Raw genomic sequence first — 16850 nt, 5'->3', positions numbered from 1 at the left:
GTCAGCGGTGCGCGGGCGTGGGCAGCGGGCCGCGGGTGTAGTCGATGGTGCAGCCGCGGACCTCCTCCTCCAGCAGCGCGCTGTAGGCGCGGGTGCCGGTGAGGATGCGCAGCAGGAACGCGGTGGCCAGTGCCTTGGTCAGGCGCTGGGTGGTGTGGTGCGAGCGGCCGTCCAGCAGCAGGTCGCTCCAGTGCCTGCCCTCGGTGAAGGCCAGGTGGGTGGCCTTGGTGATCCCGCGCAGCTGCACCGGTCCGGCCCAGGCCTGGGCGACCGGCTCCACGTGGCCGACGGTGGGCGCGACCAGGTCCTGCGCCGCGGACAGGTGCAGGCCGGGCATGGCGCAGTCGTGCGCGGCGTCCAGCGCGGAGGGCCGGGTCTCGGCCAGCGCCAGGGTGACCACGGCGCGGATCCGGGTGTCCTCGGCCGCGGCCAGCACCGCGGCGCCCGCACCCATCGAGTGCCCGGCCACGGCCAGTCGTTCCGGGTGCACGCTGATGTCGCCCTCGCCGAGGCGGACGCCGGTGCAGACGTCCAGCGCGGTGCGCAGGTCGGCGGCGAAGAGCCGGTGACTGGGCAGCGCGCCGGTGTGCGTGCCGGGGGCGGCGACCACGATGCCCCAGCTCGCCAGGTGTTTGAACAGGCCGAGGTAGCGGCGGGTGGGCTGCAGCCAGCCGTGGCCGAAGGCGACCGCGGGCAGGCCGAGACCTTGCGCCGGGGTGACGATCACGCCGGGCAGGCCGATCAGGCCCAGGTCCCCGCGTAGCACCTTGTGCGGACCGGGGCGGGACAACGTCACCAGCGCCTGCTTGGCCGTCAGGGCCTTGACCGCGCGTGCCATGCCCCGGACGGTAGTGGATACCGGCCAGTCGGGCTGGTGTCGGCCCGAGGTTTGGACCAATCCGACTCCGCCGACGGCAGCGCCTACCCTGTCCCGAGTGTGTGGGATCGTGGGATACGTAGGACATCGGCCGGCCCTGACCGTCGTGCTGGACGGGTTGCGGCGGCTGGAGTACCGGGGCTATGACTCGGCAGGCGTGGCCGTGCTCGACGGTGACGGCGGACTGGCTGTGGAGCGCAAGGCCGGGCCGCTGGTCAACCTGGAGACCAGGCTGGACGAGGTCGGCAGGGACGGCTTCGCCGGGACCAGTGGCATGGGCCACACCCGGTGGGCCACGCACGGCGCGCCGACCGACCGCAACGCGCACCCGCACCGGGACACCAGCGCCAGGCTGGCCGTGGTGCACAACGGCATCATCGAGAACTTCATCGCGCTGCGGGTCGAGCTGGAGGCCGCCGGGATCGAACCGGCCAGCGACACCGACAGCGAGACCGCGGCGCACCTGATCGCCGCCGCCTACCTCGACGGTGCGACCGCCGGTGACCTGGCCGCCTCGGTGCGCCTGGTCTGCCGCCGGCTGGAGGGCGCCTTCACCCTGGTCGTCACGCACGCCGACCACCCAGACCTGATCATCGCCGCGCGCCGGTCATCGCCGCTGGTGGTCGGGGTCGGCGACGGGGAGAACTTCGTCGCCTCCGACGTGGCCGCCTTCATCGAGCACACCAGGGACGCGGTCGAGCTGGGCCAGGACCAGGTGGTCGAGCTGACCCGCGCCGGGTACCGGGTCACCGACTTCCACGGCGAGGACGCGCCGAGCACGCCGTTCCACGTGGACTGGGACCTCGCGGCCGCGGAGAAGGGCGGCCACGAGTACTTCATGCTCAAGGAGATCGAGGAGCAGCCCGACGCGCTGGCCAACACGCTGCGCGGGCACTTCCAGGACGGCCGGATCGTGCTCGACGAGCAGCGCCTGTCCGACCAGGACCTCCGGGACGTGGACAAGGTGTTCGTGGTGGCCTGCGGTTCGGCCTACCACTCCGGGCTGGTCGCCAAGTACGCCATCGAGCACTGGACCCGGCTGCCCGTCGAGGTCGAGCTGGCCAGCGAGTTCCGCTACCGGGACGCCGTGCTGGACCGCTCCACCCTGGTGGTCGCGGTCTCCCAGTCCGGCGAGACCGCGGACACCCTGGAGGCGGTGCGGCACGCCCGCGAGCAGAAGGCCAGGGTGCTGGCGGTCTGCAACACCAACGGCGCGCAGATCCCGCGCGAGTCCGACGCGGTGCTCTACACCCACGCCGGACCGGAGATCGGGGTCGCCTCCACCAAGGCGTTCCTGGCCCAGATCGCGGCCAACTACCTGGTCGGCCTGGCCCTGGCGCAGGCCCGCGGCACCAAGTACCCGGATGAGGTGGCGCGCGAGTTCCACGAGCTGGAGGCCATGCCGGCCGCGGTCGCCCAGGTTCTGTCCACTGTGGACAAGATGCGCGAGCTGGCCAGGGAGCTGGCCGACTCCAAGGCGGTGCTCTTCCTCGGCCGCCACGTGGGTTACCCGGTGGCACTGGAGGGCGCGCTCAAGCTCAAGGAGCTGGCCTACATGCACGCCGAGGGCTTCGCCGCCGGTGAGCTGAAGCACGGGCCGATCGCGCTGATCGAGGAGGGGCTGCCGGTCGTGGTGGTCATGCCCTCGCCCAAGGGCCGGGCGGTGCTGCACAGCAAGCTGCTGTCCAACATCCAGGAGATCAGGGCCCGCGGCGCGCGCACCATCGTGATCGCCGAGGAAGGCGACGAGACGGTGCGGCCCTTCGCCAACGACCTGATCGAACTGCCCGCGGTGCCCACCCTGTTGCAGCCGCTGGTCTCCACCATCCCGCTGCAGGTGCTCGCGGCCGAGATCGCCCGCGCCCGCGGCTACGACGTGGACAAGCCGCGCAACCTGGCCAAGTCGGTCACCGTCGAGTGAGCGGGGTCTGGGGCGCCGACCGGGTCAGGGCGGCCGAGGACGAGGTGTTCAAGCGGGTCCCCGAGGGCGCGCTGATGCGCCGGGCCGCCTTCGGCCTGGCCAATCACGCCATGACCATGCTGGCCGAGCTGACCGGTGGGGTGGCAGGGCGGCGGGTGACGCTGCTGGTGGGCGCGGGCAACAACGGCGGCGACGCGCTGTGGGCCGGGCACTTCCTGCGGCGGCGCGGGGTCGCGGTGGAGGCCGTGCTGCTCAGCCCGGACCGCGCGCACCCGGCCGGACTGGCCGCGCTGCGCCGCTCCGGCGGCCGGATCGCGGCCGACCACCTGGCCGCGGTGCGCTCGGCCGACCTGGTGCTCGACGGCATCGTCGGCCTGTCCGCCCGCGGCCCGCTGCGCCCGGCCGCGGCCGGGCTGGTCGAGCAGGTCGAGGCCCCGATCCTGGCCGTTGACCTGCCCAGTGGCGTGGACCCGGACACCGGCGTGGTCGCGGGGCCCGCGGTGCACGCGGACGCCACGGTCACCTTCGGCTGTCTCAAACCGGTGCACGTGCTGGCCGCCGGGCACTGCGGCGAGATCCACCTGGTGGACATCGGCATCCGCGCCGAACTGGGCGAACCCGAGCTGGTGGTGCTCTCCGACGCCGAGGTCGGCGCCCGCTGGCCGGTGCCCGGACCCACCGACGACAAGTACACCCAGGGCGTCACCGGCATCGCGGCCGGTTCCGCGGTCTACCCGGGCGCGGCGGTGCTCGCCGTCGGCGCGGCCATCCGGGCCACCTCCGGGATGGTCCGCTACGCCGGTGAGGCCGCCGATCCGGTGCGCGACCGCTGGCCGGAGGTGGTGGCCACCGGCTCGGTCACCGACACCGGCCGGGTGCAGTCCTGGGTGGTCGGCCCCGGCCTCGGCACCGGCAAGGCGGGTGCGGAGGTGCTGCGCCGGGTGCTGGCCGCCGGGGTCCCGGTGTGCGCGGACGCGGACGCGATCACCCTGCTGGCGGCCGAGGAATCGCGCTGGGACGACCGCGATCCGGACACCCCCATGGTGCTCACCCCGCACGACCGCGAGTTCGCCCGCTTCGCCGGTGCGGTCGGCGCCGACCGGGTCGCCGCGGCCCGCCGCGCCGCCGCCCGGACCGGCGCGGTAGTGCTGCTCAAGGGCCACGCCACCGTTGTCGCCGCCCCGGACGGCCGGGTGCTGGTCAACCCGGCCCGCTCGGCCTGGCTGGCCACCGCTGGATCGGGTGACGTGCTCGCGGGCCTGATCGGCGCCCTGCTGGCCAGCGGGCTGGACCCCTTGCTGGCGGCCGGTTGCGCGGTGCGCGCGCACGAGGTGGCCGGTCAGCTGGCCGCACGCGATGCGCCCACCTCGGCCTCGGTGCTGGTCGAGGTACTGCCTGAAGCTATTCGAACCCTGCGGCTAGCGGCTGGATTCAGGTAGAAAACCGGCAGTTCGATGACCTTTAAGGGTGCCGAGGGACCCCCGATGTCCATAGGGTGAGCCCAGGTGTGCGGCTTCGGACACAGCGGGGTGAGTGGATGAGTCAGGTCCGCGTCTTGGGCGAGTCGGTGGAGCGGGGCGAGGAGGTGCTCACCCCTGCCGCATTGGAGTTCGTGGCGGGGTTGCACCGGGCGTTCGGGGCGCGGCGGGCCGAGTTGCTCGCCCGGCGGGCCGAACGACGGGCCCAGGCATCCGGGGACCGGCGGCTGGACTTCCTGCCGGAGACGCGGGAGATCCGCGAGTCGGAGTGGCGGGTCGCCGAGGCGCCCGCTGATCTGCGGGACCGGCGGGTGGAGATCACCGGGCCGACCGAGCGGAAGATGGCGATCAACGCGCTCAACTCCGGGGCCAAGGTCTGGCTGGCCGACCTGGAGGACGCGAACACCCCGCACTGGCGCAACGTGGTCTCCGGGCAGGTCAACCTGGCCGACGCGGTGCGCAAGACGATCGAGCTGAGCACGCCGGAGGGCAAGCGGTACGCGCTGCGCGAGGACGGCGAGCACGCGGTGATCGTGGTGCGGCCGCGTGGCTGGCACCTGGACGAGGCGCACCTGCTGGTCGACGACGAGCCGGTGGCGGGCGCGCTGGTGGACTTCGGGCTGTACTTCTTCCACAACGCGGCCGAGCTGATCGCCCGCGGCAGCGGCCCCTACTTCTACCTGCCCAAGCTGGAGAGCCACCTCGAGGCCCGGCTGTGGAACGACGTGTTCACCCAGGCCCAGGCCGAGCTGGACATCCCGCTGGGCACCGTGCGGGCCACCGTGCTGATCGAGACCATCCCGGCCGCCTTCGAGATGGACGAGATCCTCTACGAACTGCGTGAGCACGCCTCCGGGCTGAACGCGGGCCGCTGGGACTACCTGTTCAGCATCATCAAGACCTTCCGGGACTCCGGGCCCGAGTTCGTGCTGCCCGACCGGGACAGCGTCACCATGACCGCGCCGTTCATGCGTGCCTACACCGAACTGCTGGTGCGCACCTGCCACCACCGCGGCGCGTTCGCCATGGGCGGGATGGCCGCGTTCATCCCGAACCGGCGCGATCCCGAGGTCACCGCGACCGCGCTGGCCAAGGTGCGCGCGGACAAGCAGCGGGAGGCCGAGGACGGTTTCGACGGGTCCTGGGTGGCGCACCCGGACCTGGTGCCGGTCTGCCGCGAGGTCTTCGACGCCAAGCTGGGCGATGCCCCCAACCAGCTCGCCAGGACCAGGGAGGACGTGCAGGTCAAGGCGGAGCAGCTGCTGGACGTGGCCTCGGCGGACGGCTCGGCCACGCTGGCCGGGCTGCGCAGCGCGGTGGACGTCGGCGTGCGCTACATCGCCTCCTGGCTGGCGGGCAACGGCGCGGCGGCCATCCACAACCTGATGGAGGACGCGGCCACCGCGGAGATCTCCCGGTCCCAGCTCTGGCAGTGGATCTACAACGACGTCGGCCTCGACACCGGCGAGCCGGTCACCGCGGACCTGGTGCGCCGGGTGCTCGCCGAGGTCACCGCGCACCTGCGCGGGGAGCACCTGGCCAACCTGGACGCCGCGGCCGAGGTGTTCGAGCAGGTGACCCTGGGCAAGGACTACCCGGACTTCCTGACCCTGCCCGCCTACCGGCGCATCGTGACCGGCTAGGGGAGAGTCCACAGTGGACCTGGACGGGATCGCGGGCGAGCTGGACCAGCAACTGTCCACTGTGGACTATGAGCGGGAACAGGCATATCCGGGCGATCCCGGCGGGCGGCAGCCGGTGCACACCGTCTACGTGCCTGCCGACCGGGTCCGGCCCGGCCTGGCCGCCGCCTGGGGCGCTCAGGCCAGGGCGGTGCTGGCCGAGCACGCGCCGGACGGGGCCGCGCTGGCCGCGGCCACCGGCGTGGACGGCGCGGCCGAGCTGCGCGGCCGGGTGCTGGCCAAGCTGACCGCCGAGCCGGTCGAGGACCTGCGGGTGGACCTGGAGGACGGCTTCGGCGCGCCCGGCGAGGCCGAGGAGGACGCGGCGGCCCGCTCGGCCGGGCGGGCGTTGCGCGAGGACCTGGCCGCGGGCACCGCGCCGCCGTTCTTCGGCGTGCGGCCCAAGGGCCTGGAACCGGCGTTGCGCCGGCGTGGGCTGCGCAGCCTGGCGTTGTTCCTGACCGAGCTGCTGGACGGGACCGGGCTGCCCGGGTTCGTGATCACCTTCCCCAAGGTCACCTCGGTCACCCAGGTCTCGGCCGCGGTGTGGCTGTGCGCGCGGCTGGAACGCGAGTTCGGGCTGGCCGATGGCGAGCTGCGGTTCGAGCTGCAGATCGAGACCACCCAGGCCATCCTCGGGCCGGACGGGCGGGCCACCGTCGCGGAGATGGTGCACGCCAGTGAGGGCCGCTGCGTCGGCCTGCACTACGGCACCTACGACTACAGCGCGGCCTGCGGGGTCACCGCGGCGCTGCAGAGCATGGCGCACCCGGTGGCCGACCACGCCAAGATGGTGATGCTGCTGGCCGCGGCGGGCACCGGGGTCCGGCTCTCGGACGGATCCACCAACATCCTGCCGGTGGGCGGGGCGGCCGAGGTGCACGCGGGCTGGCGGCTGCACGCCCGGCTGATCCGCCGCTCCCTGGACAGCGCCTACTACCAGGGCTGGGACCTGCACCCGCACCAGCTGCCGACCCGGTTCCTGGCCACCTACGCCTTCTACCGGGACGCCTTCCCGGCCGCGGCCGCCCGGCTGCGCGCCTACCGGGAGCGGATCGCCGGGACCGTGCTCGACGAGCCCGCCACCGCGCAGGCGATGGCGATCGCGCTGGTCCGCGGCCTGGACTGCGGGGCGCTGGAAGCGGCCGAGGTGACCGCGGCGGTGGGCGCGGACCGGGCCGAGCTGGACGCGCTGGCCCGGCGCCGGGTGGGCTGAGCCACTCCTGCCGACCGGCTGGTTCTCACAGTCGAAACCTGAGCGCAACGTGGGAAAGGCAGGGTCCGCCCATGGCCACTGACACCCCTGTGGAAACCGCTTCCAGGACCCGTCGGATCCTGTCCTCGTTATTCCTCCAGGTGCTGGTGGCCGCCGTGCTGGGCATCCTGGTCGGGGTGCTCTGGCCGGAGTTCGGCGCGGCGCTGAAACTGCTCGGCGACGCCTTCATCCGGGCGATCAAGATGATCATCGCGCCGCTGGTGTTCTGCGTGGTGGTCACCGGCATCGCCAAGGCAGGCGACCTGCGCTCGGTCGGCCGGATCGGGCTCAAGGCGCTGATCTACTTCGAGGTGGTCAGCACCCTGGCCCTGGTGCTCGGCCTGGTGCTGGGCAACCTGGTCCGGCCGGGCGACGGCCTCAACGTGGACCCGGCCACCCTGGACTCCTCGGCGGTGGAGAAGAAGACCGGCGGCGCGGCCCTGCCAGGGGTCGGCGGGTTCCTGCTGCACGTGGTGCCGGAGAGCGTGGTCGGCGCGTTCGCGGACAACCAGCTGCTCCAGGTGCTGCTGTTCGCGGTGCTCTTCGGCGCGGCGCTGGTGCACCTCGGGCCGACGCGGGCGCCGCTGGTGCTCAGCTTCGTCGAGCAGGCGGGCGAGGTGATCTTCAAGATCGTCGGCTACGTGATGCGGCTGGCCCCGATCGCGGTGTTCGGCTCGCTGGCCTACCTGATCGGCCAGTACGGGCTGTCCTCGCTGGTCACCTACGGCAAGCTGATCGGGGTCAGCTACGGCGCGGCCGCCTTGTTCATCGTGCTGCTCGCACTGCTGCTGCGGGTGCTCACCGGGCTGAGCCTGTGGGCCTTCGTGCGCTACACCCGGGCGGAGTTCGTGCTGGCCATCGGCACCGCCTCCAGTGAGTCGGTGATGCCGCGGATGATGGACAAGCTGCGCGCGGCCGGCTGCAAACCGGAGGCGGTCGGGCTGGTGCTGCCCACCGGGTACTCCTTCAACCTCGACGGCGCCTCCATCTACCTCTCGCTGGCCACCCTGTTCATGGCCCAGGCGGTGGGCATCGAACTGACCATCGGGCAGCAGCTCACCGTGCTGCTGGTGCTGATGCTGACCTCCAAGGGCATGGCGGGCATCCCCGGCTCGGCCTTCCTGGCGCTCTCGGCCACCGCGGCCTCGGTCGGGGTCATCCCGGCCGGCGCGGTCGCGCTGCTGCTCGGCGCGGACCGGATCATGGACACCATGCGGGTGGTGACCAACCTGCTCGGCAACTGCGTGGCCACCTTCGTCGTCGCCAAATGGGAGGACGGACTCGACACCAAGGCCGCGCGGGCCGCCTTCGCCGGGAAGCCCGACCGCTCCTTGTGACACCATTGAGGGTGTTATGGCTGACCAGACGCGCGCCGCCCGCGCCGAGACCGTGATCGACACGGACGCGCTGCGGCACAACTACGCCTACCTGTCCGCGCTCGCCGCCGAGTCCGAGGCGGCGACCATGGCCGTGGTCAAGGCCGACGGCTATGGGCACGGTGCGGTCGAGGTGGCCAGGGTCGCGCTCACCGCCGGGGTCACCTGGCTGGGCACGGCCGCCATCGAGGAGGCCCTGGAACTGCGGGCCGCCGGGATCACCGCACCGCTGCTGTGCTGGCTCTACCCGGCCGAGCAGGACTTCACCGAGGCCGTCGCGGCCGACATCGACCTGTCGGTGTCCTCGATGGCCGAGCTGGCCAGGGTGCTCGCCGCGGGCGCGGCGACCGGGCGCACCGCGCGGATCCACCTCAAGGTCGACACCGGCCTGTCCCGCAACGGGGCCGAGCCCGGCCGCTGGCGGGGCCTGTTCGAGGCCGCGGCCAAGGCCCAGGCCGACGGCGCGCTCAAGGTGATCGGTCTGTGGTCGCACTTGGCCAGCGCGGACGAGCCGGACAGCTCGGCAACCGGTCAGCAGTACCAGATCTTCCTGCACGCCTACCGGCTCGCGGTCGAGCTGGGCCTGACCCCGCTGTGCCACCTGGCCAACTCCGCCGCCACCCTGCTGCGCGACGATCTGCACTTCGACCTGGTCCGGGTGGGCATCGCGGGCTACGGCCTCAACCCAGTGCCCGGCCACGGCGGCGAGCAGCTGCGCCCGGCGATGACCTTCCGCTCCAGCGTGGCCAGGGTGAAGCGGGTGCCCGCGGGCACCGGCGTGTCCTACGGCCTGACCTGGACCGCGCCGGTGGAGACCAGCCTGGCCCTGGTGCCGGTTGGCTACGCCGACGGCGTGCCGAGGGCGCTGTCCGGGCGGATGGACGTGCAGATCAACGGCAGGCGGCTGCCGGTGGTCGGCCGGGTCTGCATGGACCAGATCGTGGTGGACTGCGGCGAGGCCGAGGTGGCCGAGGGCGACGAGGTCATCCTGTTCGGCCCCGGCGAGGCGGGCGAACCCACCGCGCAGGAGTGGGCGGACAAGATCGGCACCATCCACTACGAGATCGTCACCGGCATGTACCGGCCGCGGGTGCGGCGCAGCTACCGGGGCCGCGGATGAACCGGATCTGGCGCGCCGTCGGCATCGCGGGCGGCGTGATCGGCGCGGCCGTTGGCGCGGGCGCGGTCGGCGCGGCCACCCAGACCCGCCGGATCAAGGCCCAGCGCGAGGACGGCGCCGAGGACGACCCGTTCGCCGACGAGCCGCTGGGCGAGCTGCGGCCGGACCGGCAGTCCACGGTGGCCGCCGACGACGGCACGCCGATCGTGGTCGAGGAGATCGACCCGGCCGACGGCGGCAAGGCCGAGCTGACCGTGGTGCTGGTGCACGGCTACACCCTTGACCGCCGCTGCTGGCACTTCCAGCGTCGTGACCTGCCCGAACTGGTCGACCCCCGGGTCCGGCTGGTGCTCTACGACCAGCGCTCGCACGGCCACTCCGGCCGCTCCGGCCGAGACCTGGCCACCATCGAGCAGCTGGGCAGGGACCTGGACGCGGTGCTGCGCGCGATCGCGCCCAACGGTCCGCTGGTGCTGGTCGGGCACTCCATGGGCGGCATGACCATCATGGCGCTGGCCGAGCAGCAGCCGGAGCTGTTCGTGCAGCGGGTGCGCGGGGTCGCGCTGATCGGCACCGCCGCCGGCAAGGTGGGCAGCTCCGGCCTGCCCCGCCCGGTGCTGTCCCGGTACAACCCGGTGACCCTGGGCGTCGGCAAGATCGCCGGCACGCTGCCGGGCATGGTCGAGTGGGTGCGCAGGGTGGGCGGCGAGATCACCTGGAGCGTGGTGCGGCGGCTGGCCTTCGGCGACCGCCAGGTGAGCCCCTCGCTGGTCGACTTCATGGACCGGATGATCGATGACACCCCGGTCGAGGTGATGACCGACTTCCTGCCCACCCTGGAAACGCACAACCGGTACGCGGCACTGGCCGGGCTGCGGCACTGCACGGTGCTGGTGCTGGGTGGCGACGCGGACCGGCTGACCCCGTTCTCGCACTCCGAGGCCATCGCGGCCGAGTTGCCCGACGCCGAACTGGTGCGGGCGGCCGGTGCCGGGCACATGGTGATGCTGGAACAGGCCGACCTGGTGACCGGGAAACTGACCGAACTCATCCGGCGCTGCGCCAGCAGCGGCGGCGGAAAGCGCTGGTGGCGAAGGGCATGACCACTGTGGACAGTGCACTGTGGACGATCGAACTGCCTGAAGTGGCCGACACCGAGGCGTTCGGCGCCCGGCTGGGCGCGCTGCTGACCGCGGGTGACCTGGTGCTGCTGGCCGGGCCGCTCGGCGCCGGCAAGACCGCGCTGACCAGGGGAATCGGCGCCGGACTCGGGGTTCGCGGGCAGGTCAGCTCGCCGACCTTCGTGATCGCCAGGGCACACAAGCCGGGCGAGCGCGGCATCCCGCTGGTGCACGTGGACGCCTACCGGCTCAGCGGTTTCGACGAGCTGGAGGACCTCGACCTGGAGACCGACCTGACCAGCTCGGCGGTCGTGGTCGAGTGGGGCGAGGGCGTGGCCGAGGGCCTGGCCGAGCAGCACCTGCTCATCCGGCTGGACCGCCGCGAGGACGAGACCAGGATCGCCACCGTCTCCGGCACACCCCGGCTGCTGGCCGGACTCCGGCAGGGCTGAGCCCCACCGGAGCCCGGATCACTCAGCGGGTCGCCGACCAGTAGATGGCGTTGGCGACCTGGCTGTACAGCCCCTTCGGGTGCGCCCGGAACATCGGCTCGGTGCCGAAGAGCACCACCCGCGCGCCGGACTCGTCGGTGCCCGAGACCACCGCGGCCTGGCCACCGGCCGCCGTCGGGCCGCCCGAACCGTCCTCATTGGACGTCCAGTGCCCCGAGGCGAGCGGGTTCCCGTTGCCGTAGCGCTGTTCCACGCTCACCCCGGCGCCGATCTCGGTGAACCACTGCGGCGAGTAGATGAAGGAGTTGGGCAGCGCCTCGGCGCCGATGACCCCGGCCGCGTTGTTGGTCACCGTGACCACGCCGTTGGCATCGCCCTTGCCCTGCACCGCCTTGACCGGCAGCAGGCCGGCCTGGCTGTTGAACGCGCTGCCGGTGGCGCCGCGGGTGACCACGCCGCCCTTGGCCAGGAACGCCTGCAGCGCGGTCTTCGCGGCCGGGTTGAGGCCGGTGAAGGACAGGCCGGAGGAGGCGAAGAGCACGTCCACCCGGCTCAGGTCGAAGCCGTTGTTGAGCACCGTGGTGGACACCGGTCGCACGTCGAAGCCCATGTCCCGCAACGCGAACAGCTCGTCCGGGCCCACCGCGGCGGCAATGGTCAGCCTGCGCAGCGGGCTGCCCGGCTCACCGGCGGCGGCCAGGCCGAAGCGCACGCCGTGGCGGTCGGCCACCTGGATCGCGTCCACCCGCGCGGCGGCGGGCACGATGATCGAACCGTCCGCGCGGCGGCGCAGTTCGATGCCCCGGCCGAGCAGGTCGTTGACCGCGCTCGCGTCCTTGCCGTCCCGCACGGTCAGCGTGAGGTCCTTGCCCGGCGCGGCGTCCACGCCACCGGTCGGGGAGGCCGCGACCACCGGCTTGCCCTGCACCCGCAGGTCGCCGGAGACGGCCACGTCCACCGAGGCGCCCCAGAGCAGGCGGTGGCTCCAGCCGGAGATGTCGTACATCAGCGGCGCGCGTTCGGAGACGTCCCCGCCCTGCTCCAGCATCACGTTGGCCAGCGCCCGCTTCGGCTGGTGCATGTCCACCACGTAGGAGCCAGCCGGGTAACCGCGGCCGTTGAGCTGGAAGGCCCGCTCGGCCCTGGTCACCTTGACGTCGTGCGCGACCAGGTGGTCCACCAGCCGGGCCGCGGCCGAGCCGGAGCGCTGGGTGCCGCCTGCCGGGATGACGTAGGCGCGCGGGAACTTGGTGCTGTAGCGGTCCTCCGGGCCGAAGCCGGGCACGAACCCGTCCGGGATCGGCCGCAGTGCCTCACCGGCCGCGCCGCGGCGGAAGATCTCGATCTGGTTGGCCACCAGGTCACTCCGGTTGGCCGAGACGTAGTCCAGGGTGCTGCGGATGGTCGACTCGACCACGTCGGTGTTGATCGCGGACCGGCGGCGCAGCTCGCTCACCGGCAGGCTCTGGTACGCGCCGCGGTTGACCTGCAACGGGATCTCGATGGTGTAGGAGACCGCGCCGTGGAACATGGCGTACTGCGCGGTGAACACCGGCGCCCAGCCGTCCCACTCGCCGACCGGGTAGTCCCGGAACGGGATCTGCACGTTCTGCGCCTCGGCGTGGCCGAGCGCCTTGACGCCCTGCTCCATCTTCAGGCCGTTGGCGTAGCCGTGCTTGATGAACAGGTCGAAGTCGTAGTTCTGGCCGTGCGGCGGGCCGGTCGGCTCGATCAGGGTGCCGCCGACGTAGCCGTGCTCGTCCAGCATGGCCACCGGCTGGGTGCGGATCGCGATGTCCCGCATGGCCCGGCCCTCAGGCTGGGAGGAGGTGACGAAGTCCCGGTTGAGGTCGAAGTTGTTCGCGTTCGGCCGCACCCCGGTCACCCGGCCGTCCGGGTTCGCGGTCACGTTGAAGTAGACCCGGTGCGTCTTGAGCAGGTCCAGGGCCTTGCGATCGCCGGTGGTGGCCAGGTAGTCGATCATCCGCAGGGCGCCGTCGGTGCCCTCGTACTCATCGCCGTGGATATTTCCGTTGATCCACACCGGCGCCTTGTACTCCCGGCGCAGCCGGTTGTCCCGAGCCGCCGAGCGCGGGTTGTTCTCGATCTCCTCGCGCCAGGCATCCTGCTGCCGGGTCTCGTGCGCGCGCTCCGGCGCGGTCAGCGTGACCAGGTACAGGTCCCGGCCGAGGCCGGACTGGCCGACCACCTCCACCGAGACCCGGTCGCTGCGCTGCTGGATCTCGTTCAGCTTGGGCGCGATCGAGTGGTACGGGGCCAGGCCGAGCTTGATCGAGGAGTCGCTGGGGTCCTCCGGGTAGACCCGGAGCTGGGTCTGCCGCGGGTACCCGTCCTTCTTGGTGACCTTGTTCTCGCCGAAGGCCCGCAGCCCGCTGCGCCCGGTCGCGGTGTCGGTGGCCGCGATCTCGTTGCGCTCCGGCCCGTTGGCCGGGTCCTCGCCCTTGGTCACCCGCTCCGGCTGGGCGGGGGCGGCGTTGACGGCAGGTGTGCCCAAAAGGGCGGTGCCCGCGGTGAGCACCGCGGCGGCCAACACCGTCAAACGGTGTCTTCTACGGCTTGTCAGCACGAATTCGCCTCCCCAAAGTCCGGATGTCGGGTCGTGCTTAGCCGCTGGCCGATCGGCTGGTCAAGACCTCGGAGGGCCCTCGACACCCAGGTGGTCGTAGGCTTGAGCGCGTGCTCGTGCTCGCCCTGGACACCGCCACCCCCGCCATCACCGCGGGGGTGCTCGCGCTGGCCGGCTCCGGTCCGCGGCTGCTCGCCGAGCGGGTGACCGTCGACCCGAGGGCCGCCGGTGAGCTGCTCACCCCGCAGATCCACCAGGCCGCCGAGGCCGCCGGGATCGCGCTGAGCGAGCTGTCCGCCATCGTCACCGGCGTCGGGCCGGGCCCGTTCACCAGCCTGCGGGCCGGCATGGTCACCGCGGCCGCGTTCGGGCACGCCCTGGACAAGCCGGTGCACCCGGTGAGCACCCTGGACGCGATCGCCGCCGGCGCCGATGCCGAGGCCGGGCTGCTCGTGGTCACCGACGCCCGCCGCCGCGAGCTGTACTTCTCCGCCTACGACACCGACGGCCGCAACGTCACCGGCCCCAGGGTGGAACGCCCCGACGTGATCGCCGAACTGCTCGCCGGGGAACTGGCCGGACTGGGCATCACCCAGGTCGCCGGACACGTGGCCGCCCAGCACGCGGACCTGTTCGGCCTCAAGCCGCTGGACGCCGACTACCCCACCCCGCTCGGCCTGCTCCGCGCCGCCGAGTCCGCGCTCGGCGGTGAGCCAGCTCCGCTGATCCCGCTCTACCTGCGCCGCCCCGACGCGGTGGAACCCGCCGCGCGCAAGCGGGTGAGCCCGGCATGACCGTCCACATCGGACCGTTGCGCAAGCAGGACCTCAAGCGCTGTGCCGAGTTGGAGGCCGAGCTGTTCGCCGGGGACGACCCCTGGTCGGAAGCCGCCTTCGCCGGTGAGATCGACGGCGGGCACCACTACGTCGGCGCCTACGCCGGGGACGAACTCATCGGCTACGCGGGCATCGCGCTGCTGGTCAGCCCACCGCAGGCGGAGGCGGAGGTGCACACCATCGCGGTGCACCCTGACTGGCAGGGCAACGGCATCGGCAAGGCGTTGCTGCTGGACTTACTGGCGCACGTGGCGGAGGTCGAGGCCACCGTGTTCCTGGAGGTGCGCACCGACAACGAGGCCGCCATCGCACTGTACGAGCGGCAGGGCTTCGAGAAGCTCGGTGTGCGCAGGCGCTACTACCAGCCCTCCGGCGCGGACGCCTTCACCATGCGGCGACTGGCCAAGACGGAAACCGCGGGGAGGACCGCATGATCGTGCTCGGCATCGAGACCTCCTGCGACGAGACCGGCGTCGGCATCGTGCGCCGGAGTCCGGACGGCCACCTGGAACTGCTGGCCGACGAGGTCGCCTCCAGCGTCGAGGAGCACGCCCGCTTCGGCGGTGTGGTGCCCGAGATCGCCAGCCGCGCGCACCTGCAGGCCATGGTGCCGACCATGCGCAGGGCACTGGACACGGCGAAGATGTCACTGTCCGATGTGGACGCCATCGCGGTCACCGCGGGGCCCGGCCTGGCCGGTGCGCTGATGGTGGGCGTCGCCGCGGCCAAGGCCTACGCCAGCGCGGCGGGCAAACCGCTCTACGGCGTCAACCACCTGGCCGGACACGTGGCCGCGGACACCCTGGACCACGGCCCGCTGCCGAGTTCCTGCCTGGCCCTGCTGGTCTCCGGCGGGCACAGCCAGCTGCTGCTGGTGGACGACCTGGTCAGCAAGATCACCGAGATCGGCTCCACCATCGACGACGCCGCGGGCGAGGCATACGACAAGGTGGCCCGGCTGCTCGACCTGCCCTACCCGGGCGGCCCGCCCATCGACAAGCTGGCTCGGACCGGCAACCCCAAGGCCATCGACTTCCCGCGCGGCCTCACCGGCCCCAGGGACGCCAGGCACGGCTTCTCCTTCTCCGGCCTCAAGACCTCGGTCGCCCGCTGGGTGGAGAAGCGCGAACGCGCGGGCGAGCCGGTGCCGGTGGCCGATGTCGCGGCCAGCTTCCAGGAGGCCGTCGCCGACGTGCTCACCATGAAGGCGGTGCGCGCGGCCAAGGAACTGGGCGTGGGCACGCTGGTGATCTCCGGCGGCGTCGCGGCCAACTCCCGCCTCGGCGAACTGGCCCGCGAACGCTGTGCGGCCGCCGGCATCGAACTGCGGGTGCCCCGGCCCCGGCTGTGCACCGACAACGGCGCGATGATCGCCGCACTCGGCGCGCACGTGGTGGCCGCGGGCGCGGACCCGTCACCGCTGACGCTGTCCGCCGACCCGTCGCTGCCGCTGGTCTACGGCTCCTGAACCGGCTCGCCTGAGCCGAACCGCCTGGCCGCCTCCTGCTGCTGGGCGAGGCGGCGCAGCGCGGCGAAGAGCGCGTCGCCGAGCACGGTGCCCACCACCGCGGTCTCCACCACCGCCTCCGGACTGCTCAGCCCGTCGAGCTGGTCCAGATCGGCCTTGGCCACGCCCTCGGCCAGCTCGACGTAGCGCTCCAGCCGGTCCAGCAACCGCTCGTGGCCGAGTTCGCGGAAGGTGTTCAGCAGCCCGGCTGCGGTGCGCCCGGCCGGATCGGCCGGATCGATCACCCAGCCCCGGTCGGCGGCGGCCACCCGCAGTCGCTGGTAGGCCCAGTCCGCGTCCTCGGCGGCCGGGTGGGTCAGGCCGTACTGGGCCACCGCCAGGGTGTCGAACAGCCCGGCGCTGTTGTCCAGCGAGTCGACCACCCTGCGCACCTCGGCCACGGAGAAGCCACCGGTCTCCATCAGCGCGCGGACCAGCTTGAGCCTGCGCACGTGCTCGGCGGAGTAGCGGGCCTGGTTCGGGCTGGTCCGCTCACCCGGCGGCAGCAGCTGTTCGCGCAGGTAGAACTTGATCGTCCCGACCGGGACCCCCGATTCGGCGCTCAGCTCCGCCATCCGCATGCCGGTCAACCTACTTGTCAGCGCCATATGGATAGCGTAGCTTTCCAAAACGGAAAG

Annotated in this window: 14 protein-coding genes; 11 read left to right on the top strand and 3 right to left on the bottom strand. The window is 72.5% G+C overall.

The window, feature by feature from the left end; all coding sequences use genetic code 11:
* Nucleotide 1: 1 nt before the first annotated feature.
* A complete protein-coding gene (locus tag HNR67_RS02025) occupies nucleotides 2-838 on the bottom strand; it encodes a dienelactone hydrolase family protein (RefSeq protein ID WP_185000339.1) in 837 nt (278 codons plus the stop codon).
* A 97-nt stretch (nucleotides 839-935) separates the two neighbouring features.
* Here HNR67_RS02025 and glmS point away from each other — a divergent pair, with 97 nt between their 5' ends.
* The 8 genes from glmS to tsaE all read left to right on the top strand — a co-directional run bounded on the left by glmS (nucleotide 936) and on the right by tsaE (nucleotide 11282).
* Nucleotides 936-2798 carry a glutamine--fructose-6-phosphate transaminase (isomerizing) gene (glmS, locus tag HNR67_RS02020; protein ID WP_185000337.1) on the top strand — a complete coding sequence of 621 codons (1863 nt, stop codon included), beginning with the start codon at nucleotides 936-938 and terminating at the stop codon, nucleotides 2796-2798.
* Entirely contained in the window at nucleotides 2795-4237 is a 1443-nt protein-coding gene (locus tag HNR67_RS02015; RefSeq protein WP_185000335.1) for an NAD(P)H-hydrate dehydratase, read from the top strand. The genes glmS and HNR67_RS02015 overlap by 4 nt, the downstream gene beginning before the upstream one ends.
* A gap of 98 nt (nucleotides 4238-4335) precedes the next feature.
* Complete coding sequence (aceB, locus tag HNR67_RS02010) at nucleotides 4336-5919, top strand: malate synthase A (protein ID WP_185000333.1); 1584 nt, start codon at nucleotides 4336-4338, stop codon at nucleotides 5917-5919.
* Between the two features lie 13 nt (nucleotides 5920-5932).
* Entirely contained in the window at nucleotides 5933-7174 is a 1242-nt protein-coding gene (locus tag HNR67_RS02005) for a DUF6986 family protein (RefSeq protein ID WP_185000331.1), read from the top strand.
* Nucleotides 7175-7245: 71 nt separating this feature from the next.
* Nucleotides 7246-8550 (top strand): C4-dicarboxylate transporter DctA, encoded by a 1305-nt coding sequence (gene dctA / locus HNR67_RS02000; protein WP_185000329.1) that lies wholly within the window; start codon nucleotides 7246-7248, stop codon nucleotides 8548-8550.
* A 16-nt stretch (nucleotides 8551-8566) separates the two neighbouring features.
* Nucleotides 8567-9709, top strand: a complete 1143-nt coding sequence (gene alr, locus HNR67_RS01995; RefSeq protein WP_185000326.1) for an alanine racemase — start codon at nucleotides 8567-8569, stop codon at nucleotides 9707-9709.
* On the top strand, nucleotides 9706-10812 hold the full coding sequence (locus HNR67_RS01990) for an alpha/beta fold hydrolase (RefSeq protein WP_185000324.1): 1107 nt from the start codon (nucleotides 9706-9708) through the stop codon (nucleotides 10810-10812). Before alr ends, HNR67_RS01990 begins: the two co-directional genes overlap by 4 nt.
* Complete coding sequence (tsaE, locus tag HNR67_RS01985; RefSeq protein WP_185000322.1) at nucleotides 10809-11282, top strand: tRNA (adenosine(37)-N6)-threonylcarbamoyltransferase complex ATPase subunit type 1 TsaE; 474 nt, start codon at nucleotides 10809-10811, stop codon at nucleotides 11280-11282. Before HNR67_RS01990 ends, tsaE begins: the two co-directional genes overlap by 4 nt.
* A gap of 22 nt (nucleotides 11283-11304) precedes the next feature.
* On the opposite strand, the gene HNR67_RS01980 is transcribed toward tsaE, so the two are convergent.
* On the bottom strand, nucleotides 11305-13836 hold the full coding sequence (locus tag HNR67_RS01980) for a M14 family zinc carboxypeptidase (protein WP_185000320.1): 2532 nt from the start codon (nucleotides 13834-13836) through the stop codon (nucleotides 11305-11307).
* 143 nt (nucleotides 13837-13979) lie between these two features.
* On the opposite strand from HNR67_RS01980, the gene tsaB reads away from it, so the two are divergent.
* The 3 genes from tsaB to tsaD are packed head-to-tail and all read left to right on the top strand — an operon-like array spanning nucleotide 13980 to nucleotide 16173.
* Nucleotides 13980-14663, top strand: a complete 684-nt coding sequence (tsaB, locus tag HNR67_RS01975) for a tRNA (adenosine(37)-N6)-threonylcarbamoyltransferase complex dimerization subunit type 1 TsaB (RefSeq protein WP_185000318.1) — start codon at nucleotides 13980-13982, stop codon at nucleotides 14661-14663.
* Nucleotides 14660-15139: a ribosomal protein S18-alanine N-acetyltransferase gene (gene rimI, locus HNR67_RS01970; RefSeq protein WP_185000315.1), complete on the top strand. Its 480-nt coding sequence runs from the start codon at nucleotides 14660-14662 to the stop codon at nucleotides 15137-15139. Before tsaB ends, rimI begins: the two co-directional genes overlap by 4 nt.
* A complete protein-coding gene (gene tsaD / locus HNR67_RS01965; protein ID WP_185000313.1) occupies nucleotides 15136-16173 on the top strand; it encodes a tRNA (adenosine(37)-N6)-threonylcarbamoyltransferase complex transferase subunit TsaD in 1038 nt (345 codons plus the stop codon). Before rimI ends, tsaD begins: the two co-directional genes overlap by 4 nt.
* Here tsaD and HNR67_RS01960 read toward each other — a convergent pair.
* Nucleotides 16161-16820: a MerR family transcriptional regulator gene (locus tag HNR67_RS01960; protein ID WP_246492445.1), complete on the bottom strand. Its 660-nt coding sequence runs from the start codon at nucleotides 16818-16820 to the stop codon at nucleotides 16161-16163. The genes tsaD and HNR67_RS01960 overlap by 13 nt on opposite strands.
* Nucleotides 16821-16850: the final 30 nt, after the last annotated feature.

Origin of the sequence: Crossiella cryophila (genome assembly GCF_014204915.1) — a bacterium.
Lineage (GTDB): Bacteria > Actinomycetota > Actinomycetes > Mycobacteriales > Pseudonocardiaceae > Crossiella > Crossiella cryophila.
The sequence above is the reverse complement of the archived record's forward strand: the minus strand, read 5'-3'. Positions and strand labels throughout refer to the sequence as shown.

What these genes read in the sequence shown, in the direction of transcription:
- HNR67_RS02025 (WP_185000339.1), bottom strand. Translation starts at nt 838, where the DNA reads ATGGCACGCGCGGTCAAGGCCCTGACGGCCAAGCAGGCGCTGGTGACG.
- aceB (WP_185000333.1), top strand. Translation starts at nt 4,336, where the DNA reads ATGAGTCAGGTCCGCGTCTTGGGCGAGTCGGTGGAGCGGGGCGAGGAG.
- dctA (WP_185000329.1), top strand. Translation starts at nt 7,246, where the DNA reads ATGGCCACTGACACCCCTGTGGAAACCGCTTCCAGGACCCGTCGGATC.
- alr (WP_185000326.1), top strand. Translation starts at nt 8,567, where the DNA reads ATGGCTGACCAGACGCGCGCCGCCCGCGCCGAGACCGTGATCGACACG.
- HNR67_RS01990 (WP_185000324.1), top strand. Translation starts at nt 9,706, where the DNA reads ATGAACCGGATCTGGCGCGCCGTCGGCATCGCGGGCGGCGTGATCGGC.
- tsaE (WP_185000322.1), top strand. Translation starts at nt 10,809, where the DNA reads ATGACCACTGTGGACAGTGCACTGTGGACGATCGAACTGCCTGAAGTG.
- rimI (WP_185000315.1), top strand. Translation starts at nt 14,660, where the DNA reads ATGACCGTCCACATCGGACCGTTGCGCAAGCAGGACCTCAAGCGCTGT.
- tsaD (WP_185000313.1), top strand. Translation starts at nt 15,136, where the DNA reads ATGATCGTGCTCGGCATCGAGACCTCCTGCGACGAGACCGGCGTCGGC.
- HNR67_RS01960 (WP_246492445.1), bottom strand. Translation starts at nt 16,820, where the DNA reads ATGGCGCTGACAAGTAGGTTGACCGGCATGCGGATGGCGGAGCTGAGC.